The sequence below is a fragment of the Paraburkholderia sp. CNPSo 3274 genome (assembly GCF_024206475.1).
Classification (GTDB): Bacteria; Pseudomonadota; Gammaproteobacteria; order Burkholderiales; family Burkholderiaceae; genus Paraburkholderia.
In genome coordinates this window covers 55,484-78,697 of sequence record NZ_JAMBPR010000023.1, presented here as the reverse complement: position 1 = coordinate 78,697, position 23,214 = coordinate 55,484, and the positions used below count along the sequence as shown (strand labels likewise).

The 23,214-nt window shown below is 65.5% G+C and carries 19 protein-coding genes; 13 read left to right on the top strand and 6 right to left on the bottom strand.

Features of this window, described 5'->3' with window-relative positions; genetic code table 11:
• Positions 1 to 33 precede the first annotated feature (33 nt).
• Genes M3I54_RS17775 through M3I54_RS17765 form a run of 3 tightly spaced genes read right to left on the bottom strand, consistent with a single transcriptional unit; the run spans position 34 to position 4,777 of the window.
• Positions 34 to 984, bottom strand: a complete 951-nt coding sequence (locus tag M3I54_RS17775; RefSeq protein ID WP_254338103.1) for a DmsC/YnfH family molybdoenzyme membrane anchor subunit — start codon at positions 982 to 984, stop codon at positions 34 to 36.
• Positions 985 to 1,851 carry a 4Fe-4S dicluster domain-containing protein gene (locus M3I54_RS17770; protein ID WP_254338101.1) on the bottom strand — a complete coding sequence of 289 codons (867 nt, stop codon included), beginning with the start codon at positions 1,849 to 1,851 and terminating at the stop codon, positions 985 to 987.
• Positions 1,852 to 1,864: 13 nt separating this feature from the next.
• A complete protein-coding gene (locus M3I54_RS17765; protein WP_254338099.1) occupies positions 1,865 to 4,777 on the bottom strand; it encodes a molybdopterin oxidoreductase family protein in 2,913 nt (970 codons plus the stop codon).
• A 237-nt stretch (positions 4,778 to 5,014) separates the two neighbouring features.
• Here M3I54_RS17765 and M3I54_RS17760 point away from each other — a divergent pair, with 237 nt between their 5' ends.
• The 3 genes from M3I54_RS17760 (at position 5,015) to M3I54_RS17750 (ending at position 8,494) form a co-directional block, all read left to right on the top strand.
• Entirely contained in the window at positions 5,015 to 5,230 is a 216-nt protein-coding gene (locus M3I54_RS17760) for a TOBE domain-containing protein (RefSeq protein ID WP_254338096.1), read from the top strand.
• Positions 5,231 to 5,449: 219 nt separating this feature from the next.
• The gene (locus tag M3I54_RS17755; RefSeq protein WP_254338094.1) at positions 5,450 to 6,622 is read left to right on the top strand and encodes a porin; all 1,173 of its coding nucleotides are present in this window, start codon (positions 5,450 to 5,452) and stop codon (positions 6,620 to 6,622) included.
• 192 nt (positions 6,623 to 6,814) lie between these two features.
• A complete protein-coding gene (locus M3I54_RS17750; protein WP_254338092.1) occupies positions 6,815 to 8,494 on the top strand; it encodes a fibronectin type III domain-containing protein in 1,680 nt (559 codons plus the stop codon).
• A 36-nt stretch (positions 8,495 to 8,530) separates the two neighbouring features.
• On the opposite strand, the gene shc is transcribed toward M3I54_RS17750, so the two are convergent.
• On the bottom strand, positions 8,531 to 10,567 hold the full coding sequence (gene shc / locus M3I54_RS17745) for a squalene--hopene cyclase (RefSeq protein ID WP_254338090.1): 2,037 nt from the start codon (positions 10,565 to 10,567) through the stop codon (positions 8,531 to 8,533).
• Positions 10,568 to 10,631: 64 nt separating this feature from the next.
• On the opposite strand from shc, the gene M3I54_RS17740 reads away from it, so the two are divergent.
• The 10 genes from M3I54_RS17740 to M3I54_RS17695 all read left to right on the top strand — a co-directional run bounded on the left by M3I54_RS17740 (position 10,632) and on the right by M3I54_RS17695 (position 20,333).
• Positions 10,632 to 11,348, top strand: a complete 717-nt coding sequence (locus tag M3I54_RS17740; RefSeq protein WP_254338088.1) for a TetR/AcrR family transcriptional regulator — start codon at positions 10,632 to 10,634, stop codon at positions 11,346 to 11,348.
• Positions 11,349 to 11,466: 118 nt separating this feature from the next.
• Positions 11,467 to 12,426: a 4-hydroxyproline epimerase gene (locus tag M3I54_RS17735; protein WP_309249622.1), complete on the top strand. Its 960-nt coding sequence runs from the start codon at positions 11,467 to 11,469 to the stop codon at positions 12,424 to 12,426.
• Complete coding sequence (locus tag M3I54_RS17730) at positions 12,423 to 13,583, top strand: FAD-dependent oxidoreductase (protein WP_309249620.1); 1,161 nt, start codon at positions 12,423 to 12,425, stop codon at positions 13,581 to 13,583. Before M3I54_RS17735 ends, M3I54_RS17730 begins: the two co-directional genes overlap by 4 nt.
• Positions 13,576 to 13,851 carry a 2Fe-2S iron-sulfur cluster-binding protein gene (locus M3I54_RS17725; protein WP_254338086.1) on the top strand — a complete coding sequence of 92 codons (276 nt, stop codon included), beginning with the start codon at positions 13,576 to 13,578 and terminating at the stop codon, positions 13,849 to 13,851. Before M3I54_RS17730 ends, M3I54_RS17725 begins: the two co-directional genes overlap by 8 nt.
• Complete coding sequence (locus tag M3I54_RS17720; RefSeq protein ID WP_254338084.1) at positions 13,848 to 15,116, top strand: FAD/NAD(P)-binding oxidoreductase; 1,269 nt, start codon at positions 13,848 to 13,850, stop codon at positions 15,114 to 15,116. The genes M3I54_RS17725 and M3I54_RS17720 overlap by 4 nt, the downstream gene beginning before the upstream one ends.
• Before the next feature lie 89 nt (positions 15,117 to 15,205).
• A complete protein-coding gene (locus M3I54_RS17715; protein WP_254338082.1) occupies positions 15,206 to 15,988 on the top strand; it encodes an AraC family transcriptional regulator in 783 nt (260 codons plus the stop codon).
• A 179-nt stretch (positions 15,989 to 16,167) separates the two neighbouring features.
• Positions 16,168 to 17,082 (top strand): dihydrodipicolinate synthase family protein, encoded by a 915-nt coding sequence (locus M3I54_RS17710; RefSeq protein ID WP_254338080.1) that lies wholly within the window; start codon positions 16,168 to 16,170, stop codon positions 17,080 to 17,082.
• A gap of 91 nt (positions 17,083 to 17,173) precedes the next feature.
• Entirely contained in the window at positions 17,174 to 18,187 is a 1,014-nt protein-coding gene (locus tag M3I54_RS17705; RefSeq protein WP_254338078.1) for an Ldh family oxidoreductase, read from the top strand.
• A gap of 86 nt (positions 18,188 to 18,273) precedes the next feature.
• Positions 18,274 to 18,936 carry a response regulator gene (locus tag M3I54_RS17700; protein ID WP_254338076.1) on the top strand — a complete coding sequence of 221 codons (663 nt, stop codon included), beginning with the start codon at positions 18,274 to 18,276 and terminating at the stop codon, positions 18,934 to 18,936.
• Entirely contained in the window at positions 18,933 to 20,333 is a 1,401-nt protein-coding gene (locus M3I54_RS17695) for an ATP-binding protein (RefSeq protein WP_254338074.1), read from the top strand. The genes M3I54_RS17700 and M3I54_RS17695 overlap by 4 nt, the downstream gene beginning before the upstream one ends.
• On the opposite strand, the gene ampC is transcribed toward M3I54_RS17695, so the two are convergent.
• Both ampC and M3I54_RS17685 read right to left on the bottom strand, forming a co-directional pair.
• Positions 20,330 to 21,502: a class C beta-lactamase gene (ampC, locus tag M3I54_RS17690; protein WP_254338072.1), complete on the bottom strand. Its 1,173-nt coding sequence runs from the start codon at positions 21,500 to 21,502 to the stop codon at positions 20,330 to 20,332. The two genes, M3I54_RS17695 and ampC, sit on opposite strands and share 4 nt — an antisense overlap.
• An 88-nt stretch (positions 21,503 to 21,590) precedes the next feature.
• Complete coding sequence (locus M3I54_RS17685; protein WP_254338071.1) at positions 21,591 to 23,159, bottom strand: cytosine permease; 1,569 nt, start codon at positions 23,157 to 23,159, stop codon at positions 21,591 to 21,593.
• Positions 23,160 to 23,214 lie beyond the last annotated feature (55 nt).

Here is a 23,214-nt window from a genome sequence, read left to right as displayed (position 1 = left end):
CGCCCGGGGCATCGGCGCTGCCCCGGGGGCCCATCAGGCCGCGCGCTGGTAGTACAGGTTCTGCGGATGACGCGCCTGCGCGAAAAAGAACCAGCGTTCCCCAACGAGGCCCGCGTACTGAACGATGCACGCCGCGACGAGCAACGTTGCGGAGAGCGTATGCAGCGCCATTGCGAGCAGCGCCAGCGGCACGAGGAACGCGCCCGCGAGAAACCCCCACTTGACCCATTGCATCACGGTGTCGGACTGGCCGTGAAAGAACTCGTGCAAATTGAAGGCACTCGCCGTAAAACCGCGTGAAATCTGCCTGACTTTCCCGGCCCGGATACCCGTGGCGCTTTGCAACGTGGAGCGCGGATGCAGCCTTTGATTGCGCGCGAGTGCGGCGACGCGGCTCACGCAAGCGGCCACGATCAGCACACCGGCCGCGAACCCAAGGCCCGGCACGATGCCGGGCGCAAGCCACGCAGCGCTCGCCGTTGCGATCGTGAAGCCCGATGCGCAGCCGAGCAGCACGAAATTCACCAGCGTGAGCGGCGTAGCCCACTCCTGAAGAAAGCGCAGGCACGCATAGATCATGGCCGTGCAGATAAAAAGACTGGCGCTCGCGAGCACCGCAACCACACCGATGGCGAGCGACCACGACGCATGCATCCAGTGCGCGAGGCCGTAGAGGAACGTCGTTGCGAGAAACACGGGCAGTGCGAGACATTCGCGCGAAAGCCATGAGGTGCGCCACATGGCGATGGCACGCCACGCGCGCTCCGGATGCCCAAGGTGAAAGATCGAAGCAACGAGCCCCAGCACGCCAAGCGTGACTGCGAGCGCAGCGCCGCAAACGTAGAACTGAGTCGGCACGAGTTGCCACGTCGTCCATTCAGGGTGTAGCCGCGAAAGCCACTCGACGCCAAACAGCGCGATCAACAGACCTTGCCCCGCACCTGAAAGCGTGGTCAGGAAAACAACGGAAAATGCGGGTCTCATTCAAATCTCCCTGGTCGCAACCGTTTGTGCGCGCGTGAATAGCGACTTCACTCGCGTTGCAAAGCCGGCAAGATTGAGCTTGCCCGAATCCGGTTGATCATCGAGCCGCTTCTCGCGCGACATGGCCGGTGTGCCGCGCCGGATCGCCAGGTTCGCGAGATTGATGGGCTCGCCAGCTTCGAGCATGCTCACCGGCGACGATGCCGATGCGCCGCCGCTGCACCCACACGATCCGCTGCCACAACTGCCTTCGGTCTTCACGCGCGGCAGATAGTGATTCGACGGCTTCGTGCCCCACTCCGGCATCAACTGATAACCGCCACGCGCCTGAATGGCTTTCGACGCATCCGACTCGGGGTCGTGAATGTCGCCGAAAATCCGCGCCGACGTCGGGCACGCGAGCACACATGCGGGCTTGCGGTCGCGCTCGGGCAGCGCCTCGTTGTAGATGCGGTCCGCGCACAGCGTGCACTTCGTCATCTCCTTGCGCTCTTCGTCGAGTTCGCGCGCGCCATAGGGGCATGCCCACGAGCAATACTTGCAGCCAATACACTTGTCGTAGTCGACGAGAACGAGCCCGTCTTCCTTGCGCTTGAAGCTCGCGCCGGTCGGGCAGACCGGCACGCACGGCGGGTCTTCGCAATGCAGGCACGATTTCGGAAAGTGAATGGTCTCCGAATTCGGAAACTCTCCGGCCTCATAGGTCTGCACGCGGTTGAAGAAGGTGCCGGACGGATCGGCGTCGTATGGGCGCACGTCCGAAAGGCTCCCCGCTTGCCCCGAGGTATTCCATTCCTTGCAACTCGTCACGCACGCCTGGCACCCCACACAGACGTTCAGGTCGATCACCAAGGCCATTTGCGTCATTTCGGGATCCTCCTTACTTGCCTGTCACAACATTGCGCAGACGCGCAGCGAACTTGCCGCCGCCCGCGAAATACGCCTGAATCCGGCCAACCGTGCCGGTCGAACCCGGCAAGGGCTGCATCGGCGCGAACTGCGGCAGCGTGTGGTCGGCATCGGCCTCGGCCGGATACACTCGCACGCGCACGTCGTACCACGCGGCCTGCCCCGTCACGGGATCCGAGTTCGAAACGCGCCGGCCATCGCCGAATGGCAATTCTTCGGTAATCAGGTGATTGAGCAGGAAACCGCGTTGCGACTCATTGGCGTCCGGGCCGAGATTCCATGCGCCAGCGGCCTTGCCGATGGCGTTCCAGGTCCACACGGTGCCCGGTTCGACCGCCTCGCTGTAACGCGCCATGCAGCGCACCTTGCCCCACTGCGACTCGACGTAGATCCAGCCACCGTCCTCGATGCCGTTTTCCTGCGCCATACGCGGATTCACATACAGGTAGTTTTCGCCGTGAATCTGGCGCAGCCACGCGTTTTGCGAATCCCACGAGTGATACATCGCCATGGGGCGCTGCGTCACCGCCGCCAACGGGTAGCGTTCGAGATCAGTCGCGGCGAGTTCCAGCGGCGCATACCAGAAAGGCAGCGGGTCGAAATAGCGCTCGACGCGCGCACGCAAATGCTCGGGCGGCTGGCGCGCATCCGTCTTGCCCTGCGCGGCGAGGCGAAACTTCTGCATGACATCCGAATAGAGCTGGATAAGGATGGGCTCACCAAACTTACGGAATCCCTTCTCCACGGCGAACTGCAGGTACGGCCCATTTACGCCGCGCATGTACTGAAGGGCTTCGGGCAGCCTGTAATGGAACACGCAGTTATTCTTCGCGTATTCCTCCCACTGGCGGGGATTGGGCTCGCCCACGAGCGCCTTGTCGCCGTCCTTGCCGCGCCAGCCAATCAGAAAGCCGACGCCGGAATCCGGCGCGGTCTGGAAGTTGACGATGAAGTCCGGATAGTCCTTGAACTTGCGCTTGCCTTCGGCCGTCGTGAACGCCGGCAGCTTCAGGCGGCTACCCAGTTCGACGAGCACTTCCTGGAACGGGCGGCACTCGCCGGTGCGCTCGAGCACCGGCACGCGCACGGAATCCACCGGACCGTCGAACTCCGAAATCGGCCGGTCGAGCATCGACATCGCGTCATGCCGTTCCAGATAGGTCGTATCGGGCAGGATCAGATCGGCGAACGCCGTCATCTCCGACTGGAACGCGTCGCACACCACGAGGAACGGAATCTTGTACTCGCCGTCCGGTCCGCGGTCGGTCAGCATCTTGCGGACCTCGCTCGTGTTCATCGACGAATTCCACGCCATGTTGGCCATGAAGATCAGCAAGGTGTCGATGGGGTACGGGTCGCCTCGCCATGCGTTGGTAATGACGTTGTGCATCAGGCCATGCACGGCCAGCGGGTATTCCCACGAGAAGGCCTTGTCGATGCGCACCGGATCGCCCGCTTCGTCGATGAAGAGGTCGTCCGGCGCCGCGGGCCAGCCGAGCGGCCCCGACGGCAGCGGCGTATTCGGCTTGACATCGTTCGGACTGCGTGGCGGCTTGGCCGATGGTGGCACCGCGCGCGGATACGGCGACTTGTGACGGAAGCCGCCAGGCCGGTCGATCGTGCCGAGCAGCGACATCAGCACGGCGAGCGCGCGGATCGACTGAAAGCCGTTCGAATGCGCGGCCAGCCCCCGCATGGCGTGAAAAGCGATGGGGTTGCCCGTCACGCTTTCATGCTCCATGCCCCACGCGTCCGTCCACGGAATCGGCAGCGTGATCTTGTGGTCGCGCGCCGTCTGCGCCATCTCGCGCGCGAGGCGGCGGATCGTCTCCGCCGCGATGCCCGTGATTTCCTGCGCCCATTCGGGCGTCGTTTCCTTGAAGCGCTCGCGCAGCAGCGCAAACGAAGGTGCCACCGGCGTCCCGTCGTCCAGCACATAGCGGCCGTCGAGCGCGGGTTGCGCGCCAGGCGTGTGATGCTGCACGGCCTTGCCCGCGTTCTCGTCCCACCACAGATGGTTTTGCGGGAACAGCGGATTGCCCTCGGGAAGATTGGCGTCCTTCACGAACAGGCCGAACGTGTCGTTTTCCGTGCGCATGTCCAGCAGTTCGCCCGCGTTGGTGAAGCGCTTGACGAATTCGTGGTCGTACGCGTCGGCCTCGATCAGCTCGTGGATCAGCGCCATGAACAGCGCGCCGTCGGTGCCGGGACGAATGGGCACCCATTCGTCGGCGATGGCCGCGTAGCCGGTGCGGATCGGGTTGATAGCGATGAAGCGGCCGCCCGCGCGCTTGAACTTCGAAATGGCGATCTTGAGCGGATTGGAGTGATGATCCTCCGCTGTCCCGATCATGATGAAGAGCTTCGCGCGGTCGAGGTCCGGGCCGCCGAACTCCCAGAACGAACCGCCCATCGTGTAGATCATGCCCGCGGCCATGTTCGCGGAGCAAAAGCCGCCGTGGGCGGCGTAGTTGGGGGTGCCGAACTGCCTGGCGAAGAGCCCTGTGAGCGCCTGCATCTGGTCGCGGCCGGTAAAGAGCGCGAACTTTTTGGGGTCGGTTGCCCGCAGGTGGGCGAGACGTTTCTCGATCGTTTCGAGCGCCACGTCCCACGAAACGGGCTCGAACTGCGCCTCGCCGCGCTGAGCGTCGCGCTTGCGCATGAGCGGCTGCGTGAGGCGCGCCGGGGAATACTGCTTCATGATCCCCGACGAACCTTTCGCGCAGATCACCCCCTGGTTCAAGGGGTGCTCCGGGTTACCGTCGATATAACGGACTTCCCCCTCACGCAGATGCACGCGAATGCCGCAACGGCACGCGCACATGTAGCAGGTCGTGGTCTTGATTTCCAGCTTTTCGTTTTGAGTTCGGGCGCCGTGGTCCACTAGAGGCCTCCATTTACGACTGACGGGTGTCCGGGAACCGCCGCCCCACGCCGTCTATGTGCTAGAAATGGTAGGCCTATGTGATTGACTACTCAACTTTGCATTCCGGATACCAGTCATCACGAAATCCGATAGTTTCGATAAGTTCGCCCCGGCTGCGGGAAAACCCGATTTCCCGGGAGCCGCGCCGCGCGGTATGGTCCAGCGCTTTACCCCTACCCTGGACGTTTGCGAATCATGGATATTCCAACGACCCGCGTTCGCAACCAGTTCCCCGGCCGAATTGTCGGAATCATCAGAGGCACGGAGCATTGTGAGGTCGATGTCTCCACAGCGGCCGGGATTTTCACGTCCGTCATCGAAACCCGAATCCTGGACCAGCTCGGCCTGAGAGCCGGCGCGGCGGTCGTTGCCATCGTCAAATCCTCTGACGTCAAACTTGCGGCGCCTTGACGCCTCCTCTCGAGCGGACATCTATCGCGCTAACCCTCCAGATTATGGTTGATTTATCAACCATAATCTGGAGCCGGATTTTCCGATGACCTGAACGTATCAAGAACCTAAACGAAGTTTCATTTTACGGGCCATTTTCGACACGTTTTGCGTAATCGCCCTCGCCTAAATTTCCGGTTCCGCCACACACGAAGAATCCTTCTTCTCTACGGAACCGAAATGAAAAAGGCGTTGTTGAACATCCTCGCGCTCGCGGCGGCCGCCGCCTGCACGAGCGCTCACGCACAAAGCAGCGTTACGCTCTACGGCACGGTCGATGCGGGCCTCGACTACGTCAGCAATCAGAAGTCGTCCACGGGTCATGGCACGACGTGGGGCATGCAGTCCGGCAACGTGAGCACGAGCCGCTGGGGCCTGCACGGCACGGAAGACCTGGGCGGCGGACTCAAGGCGATCTTCGACCTCGAGAACGGCTTCTCGGTCGTCAACGGCAAGGGCTCCAACGGCGGCTATATGTTCGGCCGGCAGGCATGGTTGGGCCTCTCCAGCGGCCAGTACGGCACGCTCACGCTCGGGCGCCAGTACGACACGCTCGTGGACATGATCGCGCCCATGTCGGCCACGGGCTCGGGCTTCGGCGGCAACGTCGCGATGCACCCGTTCGACAACGACAACCTCAACAACGACGTGCGCATGAACAACGCCGTCAAGTTCCGCAGCGCGACCTACGCGGGCTTCCAGGTCGAAGGCGCCTACGCGTTCAGCAACCAGGGCGGCGGCTTCTCGAACAATAACGCCTACACGATGGGCGCTTCGTGGAACGGCGGCCCGATCAACCTGGGCGTGGCGTACTTCCAGGGCAACGAGCCCGGCTCGACCACGAACGGCGCATTGAGCGCCGGCAGCGGCACCGCCAACGACCGGATGTTCGTAGCGGCGCGCACGCGCACGCTCGGCGCGGGTGGCAGCTATACGATAGGGCCGGCGAAGGTGGGCCTCGTGTTCACGCGCACGATGGTCGACGAGCCCACGCAAATCGCCCAGGGCGGCTCGCTCAATGCGTTCGACGCCGATTACCTGACGTTCAATAACTTCGAAGTGAACGGCCGTTATGCGCTCACGCCGCAACTGAGCCGGGGCGGCGCCTATACCTATACGGACGGCTCGGTCAGCCGCGCGGAAGGCAACGCGTCGCCGCACTGGAACCAGTTCATGCTGCAGGCCGACTACGCGCTGAGCCGCCGCACCGACGTGTATCTGGAAGGCGTCTACCAGCGCGTTTCTGGCGCGCAAGGCATCCCGGTGCTCGGCAATGCGTCGATCTACAATCTCGCGGCTTCGTCCAGCAATACGCAAGCAGTCGTCGCAGCAGGCATGCACCTGAAGTTCTAAGCTCATGCTTAACGGGTCGCGCGACATCAGCGCGACCCGGCAAGCTACGTAAACAAGGGCAGTGTCATCGCCAGGTCATGCAAGCGAGCCATCGTTGCGCAGACACTCACCCTGCGATGCTTGCGCCCGCGCGCGTCAGTCATGCAAGTCCGCTAGCGCAGGCTTCGCCCTCTGCTCCCGAGGCGAGACGACATGACGAAAAAAGAGATCCCCGAGAATGCATCCACCGAAAGCGGCGCCAGTGTCTCGCGCCGCGGCTTCCTCAAGCTTGCCGGCGCTTCCGGCTTCGCAAGCGCGGCCAGCGCTTTCGCGGGCACCGCGAAAGCCGACGCCACCACACCCGACGGCACGCCCGAGCAGATCCACCTCACCTGGGGCGAAGACCCGACACGCGAAGTCGTCGTTTCGTGGGCATCGCTCGCCTCCTCCACGAATCCGCGCGTGATCTACAGCGCCGATCGCGGCAAACGCGAGACGGTGCACGCCGTTCAGCGCACCTATACCGACGGGCTCACCGGCGTCGTCGTATTCACGTATCACGCACGGCTGCGAGGGCTGGACCCGGCCACGACCTACCGCTACGAAGTCACCGCCGATAACGACAGCCACGCGAGCAGCCCGTTTTCGTCGAGCTTCGCCACGGCGCCGCGCGGGCGCGCACCGTTTCGCTTCACGAGCTACGGCGACCTCGCCACGCCGAACACGGGCTGGGTGCTGTCGTCGCCGCAAAGCCGCTTCGCCGTGGAAGCCGTGGAGCGCTTCCAGCCGCTCTTTCATCTGCTCAATGGCGACCTCTGCTACGCGAACCTGAATCCCGCGCACCAGACCGATGTGTGGCGCGACTTCGGCAACAACAATCAGACCTCGTCGGCGAATCGTCCGTGGATGCCGTGCCCCGGCAATCACGAGATCGAGTTCTACAACGGCCCGCAGGGTCTGAATTCGTATCTCACGCGCTATACGCTGCCCGATAACGGCACGCATTTTTCGGGGCGCTGGTACAGCTTCCGCGTGAGCAACGTGCTGTTCGTCTCGCTCGACGCCGACGACGTGGTCTACCAGGACGCCGCCGCGTTCGTGGCCGGCCCCGCGCCGCTCGTGCCTGCCGCGAGCACGGGCAACGCGCCGATTCAACCGGGCGCTTCGTTCTACGTGCGCGGCTACAGCAACGGCGTGCAGACGCGCTGGCTCGAGCAAACCCTGAAGCAGGCGAAGGAAGACGACGACATCGACTGGATCGTAGTGCAGATGCACCAGGACGCGCTCAGCTCGTCGAAAACCGGCAACGGCTCGGACAAGGGCATTCGGGAAGCATGGCTGCCCCTCTTCGACCGCTATGGCGTGGACCTCGTGGTGTGCGGCCACGATCACGACTACGAGCGCAGCTACCCGGTGCGCGGCTGCAATCATCACGCGGGCGTCGATGCGAAGACAGGCGTGAGCGTCGATACGCTTCAGCCGCGTCCCGTCACGCACGCTCAGGGCGCGAGCAACACCTTCGACACGAGCCACGGCACGATCCACCTGATCCTGGGCGGCGGCGGCACGAGCGCGCCGCTCGATGTGTATGGCGTGGACGCCGGCAACGGCAATCCGCAGGCACAGGTGTTCACGAAGGCCAACCACCCGGTGCCGGGCACGACCGCGGGCACCTTCGCGCGCCCCACAGCGGATGCGCTCGAAGACGCGATCTGGTCAGCGCAGCGCGATACGGGCACGGGCTATGGCATTGCGGTGTTCGACGTCGATCCCGGCACGCACGGCGGCCAGACGACGATCACGATGAATTACTATCACGCGCCCGGTGCGGATCAAACGCCGACCGGGAATTATGAGTTGTTCGAAACGATTACGCTGGCGAAGTCACGTTGAGCGAACAACGCGGGGCGCTTGCGCCCCGCTTCGAATTCAGTCCGCGAGCGCGGCTTCTTCCACGTTTCGCACCACAACCGCACCGCTCGCCAGCCGCCGATAACGCGACAGCGCCCACAGCGGGAAATAAGCCGTGTACCCGTGGTACTTGAGGTAGTAAATACGCGGGAACCCCGGCGCATTATGCGAGCGATGCCACCAGAACCCGTCGGCCTGCTGCACGGATAGCAGATACGCCACGCCGCGCCGCACCGATTCGGACTCCCAGTCACCGAACGCCATTTGCGCGAGCAGCGCCCACGCGGTGAAGTTCGACGCGCTTTCGCCGCCGTTGGTGCCGGCAAGGCGCGGGTCGATATAGCTGTCGTTGGTCTCGCCCCAGCCGCCATCGGCGTGCTGGCGTGCACGCAGCCACGCGAGCGCGCGTGCGATGTACGGCTGTCTCGGGTCCTCGCCCGCGAGCGCGAGACCCGCCAGCACGCTCCACGTGCCGTAGATGTAGTTGGTGCCCCAGCGGCCCCACCAGCTGCCGTCGGCTTGCTGAGTGGCCTTCACGTACTCGATGGCGCGCGCGAGCGCTGTCTTGTCCTCGGCGCGGCCCGTCACGCCGAAGCACAGGAGCACGCGGCCCGATACGTCTTCGGTCGGCGGGTCGAGCAAGGCGCCGTGATCCGCGAAGGGGATCGCGTTCAGATAGAGGCGGTCGCAATCGGCGTCGAAGGCCGCGAAGCCGCCGTTGCGCGATTGCAGGCCGCGCATCCAGTCGAGCGAGCGCGTGACCCGCGCCGCATACGGGTCCACGCCCGTTTTGCGCGCCTCCCCAAGGCCGCGACGATGGAGCATGGCAGCGACCACGGCCGTGTCGTCGATGTCGGGATAGTACGGGTTCTCGTACTGAAAGGCCCAGCCGCCAACCGGCGTGTCGGGCTGCGCGTTCTCGATCCAGTCGCCGCGCACGTCGTCCACCTGACGCTCGGCGAGCCAGTCGTACGCACGCGTAATGCGCCGCTGCAGTTCCTGGTCGCTGATAGTGGCGGTTGCCGGATCGGCGGGCACGACCGTGCGCGCCTGCTCGAGCGCCATCGTGCTCCACGCTGTGTCCCAGACTGGCGAGAGACATGGCTGGCAATACACGCTGCCGTCCGGGCGCTCGACGAGCAGCTTTTCCAGCGCATTCTCGCAATCGCGTCGCAACGGATGATCCTCAGGATACCCAAGCACCTGCATCATCTGGTAGCTGTAGACGATAGGCGGAAAAATGCCGCCCATGCCGTCCTCGCCGTTCATGCGCTCGGCGCACCAGGCCTCGGCGTGCTTCATGGCGCGCTGGCGCAGCGCGCGCGGCAGCAGCGGCTCGATATGACGCAGCGCCCGGTCAGCCGCGAGAAAGAACCGGCGGATGCCCTTGCCGCGCGCAAAGTATTCGCGCTCCTGTTCGGGCGGCGTGACGAACAGTTCGGCAATCGATACGTCATGCGGATTGGCCGCGCGCGCCTTCAGCGAACAGAGCGCGAGCAGCGGCACCATGGTCGTGCGCGCCCAGTAGGCGACCTTGTACATCGAAATGGGCACCCACTTCGGGAACAGCACGAACTCGATCGGCATGAACGGCGTGGCGCGCCACGGCACCTGACCGAAGGTGGCAAGCAGAATGCGCGTGAACACGTTGGACTTCGCCGCGCCGCCGAGCTTCAGAATGGTCTCCCGCGCGCGCACCATGTGCGGCGCGTTCGCCGAATCTCCTGCCGCCTTCAGCGCGAAATACGCCTTCACGCTGCACGAGACATCGGGCGCGCCATCCACGTAGAGGTCCCATGCGCCGTGTGTCTGCAAACGCTGAATGGCGCGCAGATAGCGCGCCATCTTTTCCTGACGCACCGCGTCGATCTTGCCCATGAAATGCATCATGAGAATGTATTCGGCGGTGATCGTAGCGTCCGATTCGAGCTCGAAGCACCAGCTTCCATCGGCGTCCTGCTGTCGCGCGAGTGCCTCGCGGCCGCGAATGATCGAGGCGTCGAGCGCCGCCATGGCGGCTGCGGAGGCAGTAAAAGGCGGGGCGGAATTTTTCATCGGCGGATCATACCATCCGTACGGAATGTTTAGCCGGGAAGCCTGCAATGGTATGATCGCCGCCATGAAAGACTCCTCCGTCAAGGCGCCCGCGCGCGCGGCAAGGCGTAGCGCGAAGGCGGCTGACGCAGCGGCACCCTCGGCTCCGCCGGCCCCCTCGACCTCGAAGCACCCTTCCCCACGCAAGGACGCGGCGCCTGCCGTTGGCACGCGCCGCAAGAAAGCCCCGGCCCAGGTGCGCGCGCAGTTGCTGCAAGCGGCTTCCGACATCGCCACCGATCAAGGCGTGCCCGCCGTGACGCTCGACGCCGTGGCCGAACGCGCGGGCGTGACCAAGGGCGCACTGCAATATCACTTCGCCAACAAGCAGGGCTTGCTCGATGCGCTCTTCGAGCAGACGCTGGCGCGCTTCGAGCAGCAGATGCATACGCGCATCGACGAAGGCGTGGCGGAAGGCGCGCCGAAACACAGCGCGGCCGCACGCGCCTACCTGCACACGACGATCGACGAAGCGAGCCCCGCCGCCAGCACCAACGTGCTGCGCGTACTGGTGGCCGCGATGATGACCGATCCCGCGATTCGCGAGCGCTACGCCGCGCCCATGCGCAAGTGGACGCGCCCCGACCCGCTTGCGCTCGAAGCCGCCGCCCGCCTCATGATCTGCCGGCTCGCAGCGGACGGCCTGTGGATCTCCGACCTGCTCGGCTACCAGAACATGCCGCCGCGCCTGCGCGCCGAAGTGGTCCGCCAGCTGGAGCAACTGGCGCTCGTGAAAGACTAAAGAAAGCACGCGCCAGGGTTCCCCCTGGCCGCCGCGCTTTCACGCCCGGCGCACTATGCCGAAATCGTCACCGCGCATGGGTCGTTCGAGCAAGACGGCCAAAATGGCGCGACCTACGATTGTCGGCATGAAAACCCTGACCGTTATCGACTCCCACACGGGTGGCGAACCCACACGCCTCGTGATCGCCGGCGGCCCCGAGTTGGGCCACGGCCCGCTCGCCGAACGCCTCGCCGTTTTCCGTCGCGACTTCGACCGCGTGCGCGCGGGCGTCGTCAACGAGCCGCGCGGCTCGGACGTGATGGTCGGCGCGCTGCTTTGCGAGCCGCATGATCCGTCCTGCTCCGCCGGCGTGATCTTCTTCAACAACGTCGGCTTTCTCGGCATGTGCGGGCACGGCACCATCGGCCTCATCGCATCGCTTGCGCATCTCGGGCGCATCGCGCCAGGTGTGCATCGCATTGAAACGCCGGTGGGCAATGTCGAAGCCGAACTGCACGCCGACGGCAGCGTCACCGTGCGCAACGTGCCTGCGTATCGCTACCGTCAGGCTGTGCCGCTCGACGTGCCCGGTTACGGCCGCGTTCACGGCGACATCGCCTGGGGCGGCAACTGGTTTTTCCTCGTCGCCGATCACAACCTGACGCTCGAAGCGAGCAACGTCGAAGCGCTCACCGAAGCCACGTGGGCCATGCGCCAGGCGCTCGGGGCGAACGGCATCACCGGCGCGGACGGCGCGCTGATCGACCATATCGAATTGTTCGCGCACTCGGACGTCGCGGGCATCGACAGCCGCAATTTCGTGCTGTGTCCCGGCAAGGCCTACGACCGTTCGCCGTGCGGCACCGGCACGAGTGCGAAGGTCGCGTGCCTCGCCGCGGACGGCACGCTCGCGCCCGGTGCGCAGTGGCGCCAGGAAAGCATCATCGGCAGCGTGTTCGAAGCATGCTATGAAACCACGCCCGAACTCCCCGCGGGCCACGTGCGACCGAGCATACGCGGCAGCGCGCATATTAGCGCGGAGTCCAAATTGATTTTCGCCGACAACGATCCGTTCGCGTGGGGCATTCCCGCGTGATCCAAAGTTCGAGCGGTCAACACGATGTCGTCGTGATTGGCGCGGGCATCGTGGGCGCAGCATGCGCGCATGAACTCGCGGCGCAGGGTTTGAATGTACTCGTCATCGAGCGAGCCGGCGTAGGCGGCGGCGTGACGGCCGCCGGTATGGGCCACCTCGTCGTGATGGACGACACGGCCGCCGAATTCGCGCTGAGCGCGTGGTCGTTGGCACTGTGGCACGCCCTTGCGCCGCGTCTCGACGAGCGCCATGCGTTCTTGCGCTGCGGCACGCTCTGGGTCGCCGCCGACGAAGAAGAACTGGCGCTCGCGCAAACACGTCAGCAGGCGCTGCAACACCAGGGCGTGGCGTGCTCGACGCTCGACGCGCGCCAGTTGCGCGAAGCGGAACCGGGTCTGAGCAATGGCCTCGCAGGCGGAATGATCGTCGACAACGACGCTGTGGTCTACGCGCCTGCCGTAGCAGCATGGTTGCTCGAACAACCGGTTAGCGGCCGCCTGACTTGCCGCACGCAAACGCAGGTAGCGCGTATCGACCGCGCAGGTGTGCACCTCGCCGATGGCGAGGTCATTGGCGCGGGCGCGGTTTTGATCGCGAACGGCCTCCAGGCGCTCGATTTACTGCCGCGCCTGCCGCTCCAGGCGAAGAAGGGACACCTGCTCATTACCGACCGCTATCCCGGCACGATTCGTCATCAGATTCTCGAACTCGGCTACATCAAGAGCGCGCACAACGCGAGCGGAACATCGGTTGCGTTCAACGTGCAGCCGCGGCCGACCGGGCAATTGCTGATCGGCTCGTCGCGCCAGTTCGACAGCACAGACCCCGCCGTCGAGCCGGCGATTCTCGCGCGCATGCTGCGCCGCGCCGCCGAATATCTGCCGCAACTGCCCGCGCTCAACGCGATTCGCGCATGGACGGGATTTCGCCCGGCATCGAGCGACGGCATGCCGCTGATCGGCCCCGCTGCCTCGTTCGCCAATGACGACTGCCATCCGTCCACGTGGCTCGCCACCGGACACGAGGGCCTTGGCGTCACCACGGCGCTCGGCACCGCCAGGCTGATTGCCGCGCAAATGCTCGGGCGCGCCGCCGACATCGACGCGACGCCGTATCTCCCCGCGCGCTTCGCTGCCCAGGGGGCCGTGCATGCCTGAATCCAATACGACGTTGACGATCGATGGGCGCAAAGTGAGCGTCGCGCCCGGCAGTTCGGTTGCAGCGGCCATCGCCATTGCCGCGAATGCACAACACGCGGCGCCAGTCACGCGGCGTTCGGTGAGCGGCGCGCTGCGCGGGCCGTTGTGCGGCATGGGCATCTGCCAGGAATGCCGCGTCACCACCGACGGCGTGCCGCATCGACTTGCATGCCAGACGGTTTGCGCCGCGGGCATGAATGTCGTCACCGGGAATGCAGCGCCATGAAGTTCGATATCCTGATCATCGGCGCCGGACCGGCCGGATTGAACGCCGCGCGCACCGCCGCACAGGCGGGCGCAAGCGTCGGCATCGTCGATGACAATGCGCTGCCTGGCGGCCAGATCTGGCGTCAGGGTCCCGGTCATCGTGCGGCTGGCCCCGCGCGCGTCGTGCTCGACGCCCTCGCGGCGCGCACCAACGTCACGCTCCTGAGCGGCACGCGCATCGCGCAAGCGCTGTCGGGGCGGCAACTGCTCGCGGAAAGCCCCGACCGTGCGCTCACGCTCGCTTACGGCAATCTCATCGTCGCCTCGGGCGCGCGCGAGCGCTTCCTGCCCTATCCTGGCTGGACCTTGCCGGGCATCACGGGCGCGGGAGGCTTGCAGGCGCTCATCAAGAGCGGCATGCCCGTGCGCGGCGAACGCATCGTCATCGCGGGCAGCGGGCCGTTGCTCTGGGCCGCCGCCGTCACCGCGCGCCAGCATGGCGCGACGATCGGCGCCATCGTCGAGCAGGCGCCGCTCCAGGCGGTGCGCCGCTTCGCGGCAGGCCTCGTCCATACGCCCGCGAAACTCGCTCAGGCGCTGCGCATGCGCTTCGATCTGCGCGCCACGCCTTACTGGTGCGATGCGTACGTCACCGAAGCCATCGGCACAACGCGCGTGACGCAGGCGCGCGTGCGGCGCGGCAACGACGAAGTGCTGGTCGATTGCGACCGCGTCGCGTGCGCCTATGGCCTCGTACCGAATACGGGTCTCGGCGCGGCGCTGGGTTGCCACCTCGAAACCCAAGCGGCTTCTCCCGCCATCGCCGTGAACGAATGGCAGCAGACCTCCGCCGAAGCCGTCTACGCGGCTGGCGAATGCACCGGCGTGGGCGGCATGGAACTCGCGGCGGTGGAAGGACGCATCGCGGCATACGCCGCGCTCGGGGACAACGCGAACGCCCAGCCCCTGTTCGCCGAGCGTGAGCGTTACCGCCGTTTCGCCATGCGCCTGCACGCGGCATTCGAACTCGCACCCGCGTTGCGGGCGCTCCCGCAACCCGACACCGTGTTTTGCCGTTGCGAGGACGTCGCGTATCGCGACGTTGCGCGCCACGCGTCGTGGCGCGACGCCAAGCTGCAGACGCGCTGCGGCATGGGTCCCTGCCAGGGCAAGATTTGCGGCGAGGCGGCGGCGTTCTGCTTCGGCTGGCCGCAAAACGGGCAGCGCCCGCCGTTCTCGCCCGCGCGCATCGACACCTTGATGCACGCAGAAACAACGGAATAGCGCGGCACACGTTTTTTGTTGCAGATGCGCGAGCGTGCGCAAATCGGCACAATGGCGATTTCCGCCGATCCCGTCCCAAGCGCCTCGCGATGCCCGAACTGGTCCTGCCCGCCGCCCCCGAAAACGCCACGTTTGCGCAGATGGTCGCGCATTTCACCATGCTCGAACCGCTGTTCGACGCCATGCCCGACGTGGTGTTCTTCGTGAAGGATCACGAGGCGCGCTACGTGATCGCAAACACCACGCTCGCCGCGCGCTGCGGCTTCAAGGAGAAGCGCGCGCTGCTCGGCAAGACGGCCGAGCAGGTCTTCCCCTCGCGCTTCGGCCACAGCTATACCGCGCAGGACCAGGCCGTCGTGCGGCACGACAGCAGTCTCATCGACCAGCTCGAACTGCATCTGTATCCGGGCCGGCAGCCGGGCTGGTGTCTCACCTCGAAAGTCCCGCTGCACGACGCGCGCGGCCGCGTGCTGGGCGTGGCGGGCATTTCGCGCGACCTGCAGGCCGCCGAAGGCACGCATCCCGCTTACCAGCGGCTCGCGGTCGCCGCGAAGTACATCCAGGACAACTATGCGCAACCGCTCAAGCTCGCGCACCTGGCAAAGCTCATCAACATGTCGGTGGCGCAGATCGAGCGTTACTTCCACAAGATCTTCCACCTCACGCCCCGCCAGATGCTGCTGAAAACGCGTCTGGAAGCGGCCTCGGTGCTGCTCGCGAGCGACCTGAGCATCACCGACATCGCCACGCAGTGCGGCTATAACGATCACAGCGCATTCACGCGGCAATTCAAGGCCACGGTGGGCGTCACGCCAAGCCAGTATCGCGCGTTGCTGCACACGCCCGAAAGCGCGCAAACGTCCGGCGCTTGAGCCTCGCGGCAGCGCGCCCAGGGTTGTCCCTGGGCCGTTGAAGCATGCGGCGGACTATGCAGATTTCGTCTTTTTGAAGAGCGAAAGGCCCCAAGCGCCAAACGATTTGGACAGCGATACTTCACTCACATTCAACAGGTACCGGCGCGAGCCGCTACGCATTCAAGGAGTGAGTCACAGTGAGCGCTATCCAGTGGAGCGGGGTGTTTCCCGCCGTCAGCACGCAGTTCAAGGCGGACTTCTCGGTCGATATCGACGCCACGCACCGGGTGGTGAGCAATCTCGTCAAGGACGGCGTGTCTGGCCTCGTGGTGTGCGGCACCGTCGGCGAGAACACGTCGCTCGCGACGCATGAAAAGATTGCGGTGATCGAGGCCGCGCGCGACGCGGCAGGCGGCAAGGTGCCGGTGATCGCGGGCATTGCCGAATTCACCACCGAGTTCGCGCGTCAAACCGTGAAAGAAGCGGCGCGCGTGGGCGTGGACGGCGTGATGGTCATGCCGGCGCTCGTGTATTCCTCGAAGCCGCACGAAACGGCCGCGCATTTCCGCGCCGTGGCTTCCGGCACCGACGTGCCGGTGATGGTCTACAACAATCCGCCGATCTACAAGAACGACGTGACGCCCGACATCCTGATCGCTCTTCAGGATTGCGAAAATATCGTCTGCTTCAAGGATTCGTCGGGCGATACGCGCCGCTTCATCGATCTGCGCAACGCCGTGGGCGACCGCTTCGTGCTGTTCGCGGGCCTCGACGACGTGGTGGTCGAAAGCGTGGCCGTGGGCGCGCAAGGCTGGGTCTCGGGCATGTCGAACGTATTCCCGAAGGAAGGCGAAACGCTCTTCCGTCTCGCGAAGCAAAAGCGCTTTGACGAAGCGCTCGCGCTCTACCGCTGGTTCATGCCGCTGCTGCACCTCGACGCGCGCCCCGACCTCGTGCAATGCATCAAGCTGTGCGAGGAGCTGGTGGGCCGCGGCAGCGCGATCACGCGCCCGCCGCGCCTGGCGCTCGAAGGCGAAGCACTCGCGCATGTGAAGGCCGTGGTCGAGAAGGCCCTCGCCACTCGCCCCGCGCTACCGGACGTCGGTCTGTAAGACTGAATCAAGCGCGCCTCTCTCCCAATCTACATTCGAATCACCGAAACCGGGCCAAGTTGGCCCGGTTTGTCTTTTTACACGGGATGCCATGTCCACCACCGTCGTCCTCACGCTCGACGAAGTCTTCACGCTCTCGCGTAACGTGCTGCTGCGGCACGGCATGTCCGAGGCGCACGCCGATGCGATCGCGCGCGTCATCACCCACGGCCAGCGCGACGAATGCCATTCGCATGGCATCTATCGCCTGCTCGTCTGCGCACGCTCGCTCAAGAGCGGCAAAGTCGATGCGCGCGCCGAGCCCACGCTGCGCGATATCGCGCCCGGCGTGCTGGCCGTGGACGCGCACTATGGCTTTTCGCTGCTCGCATTCGAAACTGGCCTCCCCGTGCTCGCGCAGAAAGCGCGCAGCCAGGGCATCGCGGCGATGGCCATCAACCACTGTTTTCATTTTTCGGCGCTGTGGCCCGAGGTCGAAGCCATCGCGGCGCAAGGGCTCGTCGGCATGGCAATGAATCCGAGCCATAGCTGGGTCGCGCCGGCGGGCGGCACGCGCGGCGTGTTCGGCACGAATCCGTTCGCGTTCGCGTGGCCGCGTGAAGGCGGCCTGCCGTTCGTGTTCGACTTCGCAACGAGCGCGATTGCGCGCGGCGACATCGAACTGCGCGCGCGCGAGGGCAAGCCCATTCCGCCGCATTGGGCGCTCGATAGCGACGGCGAGCCCACCACCGACGCCCGCGCCGCGCTGGACGGCGCGATGCAGACGTTCGGCGGCCACAAGGGCTCGGCGCTCGCGGCCATGATCGAGCTGCTCGCGGGCGCGCTGATCGGCGACCTCACGAGCATGGAGTCGCAGGCCTTCGACGGCGGCGCGGGCGCGAGCCCTTGCCATGGCGAGCTTGTCATCGCCATCGATCCCCGGCGCTTTGGCGGCGACGGCTACGAAGCCGGTCAGGCGCGCGCCGAGCGGCTGTTCGCCGCCATCACCGCCCAGGGCGCGCGCTTGCCGTCGCAGCGCCGTTTCGAGGCACGCGAGCGCAGCGAACGAGACGGCGTGAAGGTGCCGCGCGCGCTTTACGACGATGTGCTGAAACTCCTCGACTAACTCCAGGCGCTCGCTCAGCGTGCCGCTTAAGCACCGGTTAAGCCGGGATGAGCGACAATGTAAGGCTGAAATTAGGGGAGCGAGCGATGCGCCTGTTGCTGGTGGAAGACGACGAAATGATTGCCGAAACGGTGCTCGACTCGATGCGCCGCGAGGGTCATGCCGTCGACTGGGCGCGCGACGGGCGGGAAGCGGAGCTGTCGCTCGACAACGACGTGTACGACCTCGTGCTGCTCGATCTCGGGCTGCCGAAGAAGGACGGGATCGAAGTGCTGAACGGCTATCGCCGCAAGGGCGGCGCAGCGGCCGTGCTGATCCTGACCGCGCGCGACTCGGTGACGGACCGCATCGCCGGGCTCGACGCCGGCGCCGACGACTACCTGATCAAGCCCTTCGATCTCGACGAACTGGCCGCCCGCACGCGCGCCATGCTACGCCGCCGCACGGGCCAGAAACAGCCCGTCTACACGCACAGCGGACTCGCGCTCGACCCCGCCGCGCACGAGGTGACGAAAGACGGCGAAAGCGTCGCGCTCGTGCCGCGCGAATTCGCGCTGCTGCGCGTGCTCATCGAGCAGCCTGCGCGCGTGTTCACGAAGGCCGAACTCGAAGAGCGCATGTACGGCTGGGGCGAGGAAGTCGGCAGCAATGCGATCGAGGTGCATGTGCACAGCTTGCGCCGCAAGATCGGCACCGACCAGATCGTGACGGTGCGCGGCGTGGGCTACCGGCTCAAGAGATCGGAATGAATTCCATCCGCCGCCGCCTGCTGGGCTGGCTCATCTGCGGTTTCGCGGCCGCTTCCATGGTGGCGGGCTTCGGCATTTTTCACAGCGCGCGCGAAGAAGCGGGCGAGTTGTTCGATTACGAGCTGCATGCCGTGGCGCTTTCCATGCCCGCGAACGCCGCGACGGCACGCGAGGTCGAGCAGTCCGGCCCCGGTTTCGACGAGATCGCCGACGACCGCATTCTCATCCAGATCTGGGACCGCGACGGCAAGCTGGTTTACCGCTCGCAGGAAACGCCCGTGCTGCCGCGCCAGGCCACGGGCTTTCGCACGATCGAGCACGACGAGGTGCATTGGCGCGTGTACGGCATCGCGCAACCGGAGCGCTTCGTGCAGGTCGCGCAGCCCATTTCCGTGCGCGATGGGCTAGCGCTGCACCTCGCGCTGCATACATTGTGGCCGCTCGCACTGCTCGTGCCGGTGGCCATCGTGCTCCTGCTGTTCGTGGTGACGCGCGGGCTCGCGCCGGTGCGCGCGCTGTCGGCGCTGCTCGCCTCGCGCTCGGTGCATGAGCTGGAGCCGTTGCGCCTCGATGGCTCGGTGCCCGTCGAACTGCGCCCGCTCGTCGTCGCGCTCAACGATCTGCTGGACCGCCTGAATGCAGCCTCGCAGGCGCAGCGCACCTTCATCGCCGATGCGGCGCACGAGCTGCGCTCGCCGCTCGCCGCGCTCAAGCTGCAATGGCAGGCGGCGCTGCACGACGGCACGCTGAACGGCGAGGCGCGCACGCTCGAGCGCATGCAAGCGCGCCTGAACCGGACGATACGCCTCGTGCAGCAATTGCTCACGCTCGCGCGCGAAGATGCCCAAGCGAGCACGCCCGCCACTGTCGTGAGCCTGCGGCGGGTGGGCGAGCAGGCCATCGGCGACTTCTCGCTGCTCGCCGAGGAAAAAGGCATCGACCTCGGCCTCGAGTCGCGGCCGCCCGTGACGCCCGAGTGCATCTGCAACGTGAACGCCGACGCGCACGGCCTGAACACCTTGCTGAACAACCTGCTCGACAACGCGATCCGCTACACGCCGGCAGGCGGCAAGATCGACCTCGTGCTCACGCGTTCGCAGGACACGCTTGGCTTCGAAGTCATCGATAACGGGCCCGGGATTCCGGAAGCCGATCTCGAGCGCGTGCTCGACCGCTTCTTTCGCGGCGATCATGCCCAGGGCACGGGCAGCGGGCTCGGTCTTTCGATCGTGGCGCGCATCGCGCAGCGTCAAGGCCTGACGTTCACGCTACGCAACAACCCGGGCGGGCGCGGGCTCACGGCTGCGGTGAGCGGGCTGCCTGCGCACGACGGCCCGGCAGCCAACACGAATATGGCCGCCAGCAGAACCGCCCGGGCGACGAGCGATTCGACCTAAGGCGCAGGCGCGGCCTGCACCAACTCCAGCACGCGATACGCGAACCGCACGCGCGACGCGGTGGGGTGATTGCGGTTGGCGAGAATGACGATGGCCGTCTTGCGGGAAGGCTCGAACGCCAGATAGCCGCCAAAACCATCGGTCGCGCCCGTCTTGTCGAGCAACGCATCGGGCTGCGGCGGCAACGGCGGGGTCAACGCCGTGGCCGGGTTGTCCTCCAGCACCATGAGGTTCGCGTTGCCTTTCACGAGATCGTTCAGGCTCACAGGCTGCGCGTACTGCTCCCATACGAGGTCCTGAATGAACGGACCCGTGCGGAAATATCCCACATGCGTGGCCTCCAGCGCGCGCTGCAACTCCGGCTCCACTTCGACCAGGCCCTGGTTCGCTTCGAGAAAGCGCAGCATGTCGCGCGTATCCGATTTCACGCCGTAGGCTTCGTCGGCGAGCACGCCAGGATTCAGGCGCACCGGCGCATTCTTGCTGCTGTAGCCCTGCGCATAGGCCGCGCGCTCCGCGGCGGGCACGCGAATGAACGTGTGCGCGAGTCCTAGCTTCGGGAAGAGCATTTTCTCCACCGCATCCGGGTAGCTCATGCCGAGCTGCTGCGCCGTGATGCGCGCGAACATGCCGATGCTCGGGTTCGCATAGGTGCGCTGCGTGCCCGCCGGATAGCGCGGCCGCCATGCCTTGAGCCACGCCATCAGCTGTGCGTCGTTCGTGACTTCGTCGGGCACCTGCAGCGGAAAGCCGCCGCCCGTATGCGTGCCGAGATTGATGAGCGTAAGCGCGCCAAACGGCGTGCCGCGCATCTCGGGTACATAAGCGCTCACCGGCGCATCGAGCGAGAGCTTGCCGGTCACCTGCGCCCACCCGGCGAGGGTTGCGGCGAACGTCTTGCTCATCGACCCAAGTTCGAAGAGCGTTTCATTCGTGACCGGCTCGCCCGTTTCCTTCGATGCGACGCCGAAGTTGTAGAAGCGCTCCGTGCCGTTCACGGCGACCCCGATCGCGAGACCGGGAATGCCGTTCTCGCGCATGAACGCGAGCGCAGCTTCGCGTATCTGCGCGTCGCTACCGGTGGCGGGTTCGGCGGCAAAGGCGGGACTGTTGAGGACTATGGCGAACAGCAGAGCGCCGGCACAGGCCCCTACGAGTGAACGAAGCAAGATCGCCTCCTTACGCGGTGCGCAAAAGCCGTGATCTTACCCGGTCTGCGCGCAACGGCCTCCGGCGAGGCGATCCGTGTTGACAGCTTTACTCAGCGTACTCCGGGCTGCGTTGCAGTTCACGCAACGCGCTAGCAGTCTGCTCTTCGCGCATGCATGGAGCAGGTACCAGCGTAACGGCTTGCCCGCGCGCACCGCCGCGCACGAAGCGGCGCCCCTCCCGGCCATACACGGCATCCGGCTCGGGGAACATCGCAAGCAATACGACATAGATCATCCCGCCCACTGCCAGCGAAACCGGTACGCTCAGATCGAGCCCGCCCGCCAGCGAGCCAAGTGGACCGACGAATTGCCCCGGCAGATTCACGAACGAAAGACCGAGGAACGCCGCCGGCAGCCATGCGCCCATCGCGCGCAGATTCCAGCCGTGCGTGAACCAGTAGTGCCCGCCACGGCCGCCGCGATTGAAGACCTGGAGATCGTCGGCGAGATAGTGGCCGCGACGCGTCATGAAGCCGATCACCATGATCGCCATCCACGGGCAGCTGAACGTGCAGATCAGCGTGGAGAAGGTCGAGACGCTTTCCACGAGATTGAACGCGAAACGGCCGACGAAGATGAAGCCGATGGCCAGCGTGCCGATCAGCATGGTCGCGCGCACGCGGTTCAGGAGCCTCGGGAACATGCTCGACATGTCGAGCCCGGTGCCGTAGAGCGCGGTCGTGCCTGTGGACATGCCGCCGATGATCGCGATGAGGCACGTAGGCAGCAGGAACCAGCGCGGCGACACCGCCAGCAGTCCGCCCACGTAATCGTTCGCGGCGATATAACTCGGCGCCTTCGTTGCGATGAGCGTGGCCGTGACGAGGCCGAAGAAGAATGGCACGAAGGTGGCGATCTGCGCGGCGAAGACAGCGCCCATCACGCGGCGGCGCGGCGTGTGCTGCGGAATGTAGCGTGCCCAGTCGCCGAGCGTCGAGGCGAACGACACCGGGTTGCTCAATGCGACGAGCACGGCGCTCACGAAGGCCACCCAGAATCCCGCGCCGCGCTCATGCAGCGTGCCGGCATAGCTCGGATCGAACGCGCCCGCGAACGCGAAGGCGCCCACCACGAACATGAGGCTCGCTGCCCACACGGCAATCTTGTTCACCCACAGCATGAAGCGAAAGCCGTAGATGCACACCACCACCACGAGCACGGCGAACACCATGTAGGCCGAGCCGAGCGTCCAGGTGTTGACCGGCACGCCGACCATGTCGTGCGCGCCGCCCACGAGTGCATCGCCCGAACTCCATACAGCGAGTGCGAAGAACGCGATCGACGTGAGCAGCGCGAGGAACGAGCCCACGATCCGCCCGTGTATGCCGAAGTGCGCACCCGACGAAACGGGATCGCTCGTGCCGTTGCGCGGACCGAACAGGCTCATGGGCGCGAGAATGCAGGTGCCGGCGAGCACGCCAAGCAGGATGGACCACACGCCGGCCTTGAACGAGAGGCCGACCAGCACCGGAAAGCTGCCCAGCACCGAGGTGGAGAAGGTATTGCAGCCGCCGAACAGCAGCCGGAAAAGATCGATGGGCCGCGCGTAGCGCGACGCATCGGGAATGCGTTCGAAACCGAATGTTTCGACTTGGGTAATGCTGTTATTGCTCATTGTCTCACTCCTTGCCGCGCCGATCCGGTTGTTCATCGAGGCAACCGGTCAACGC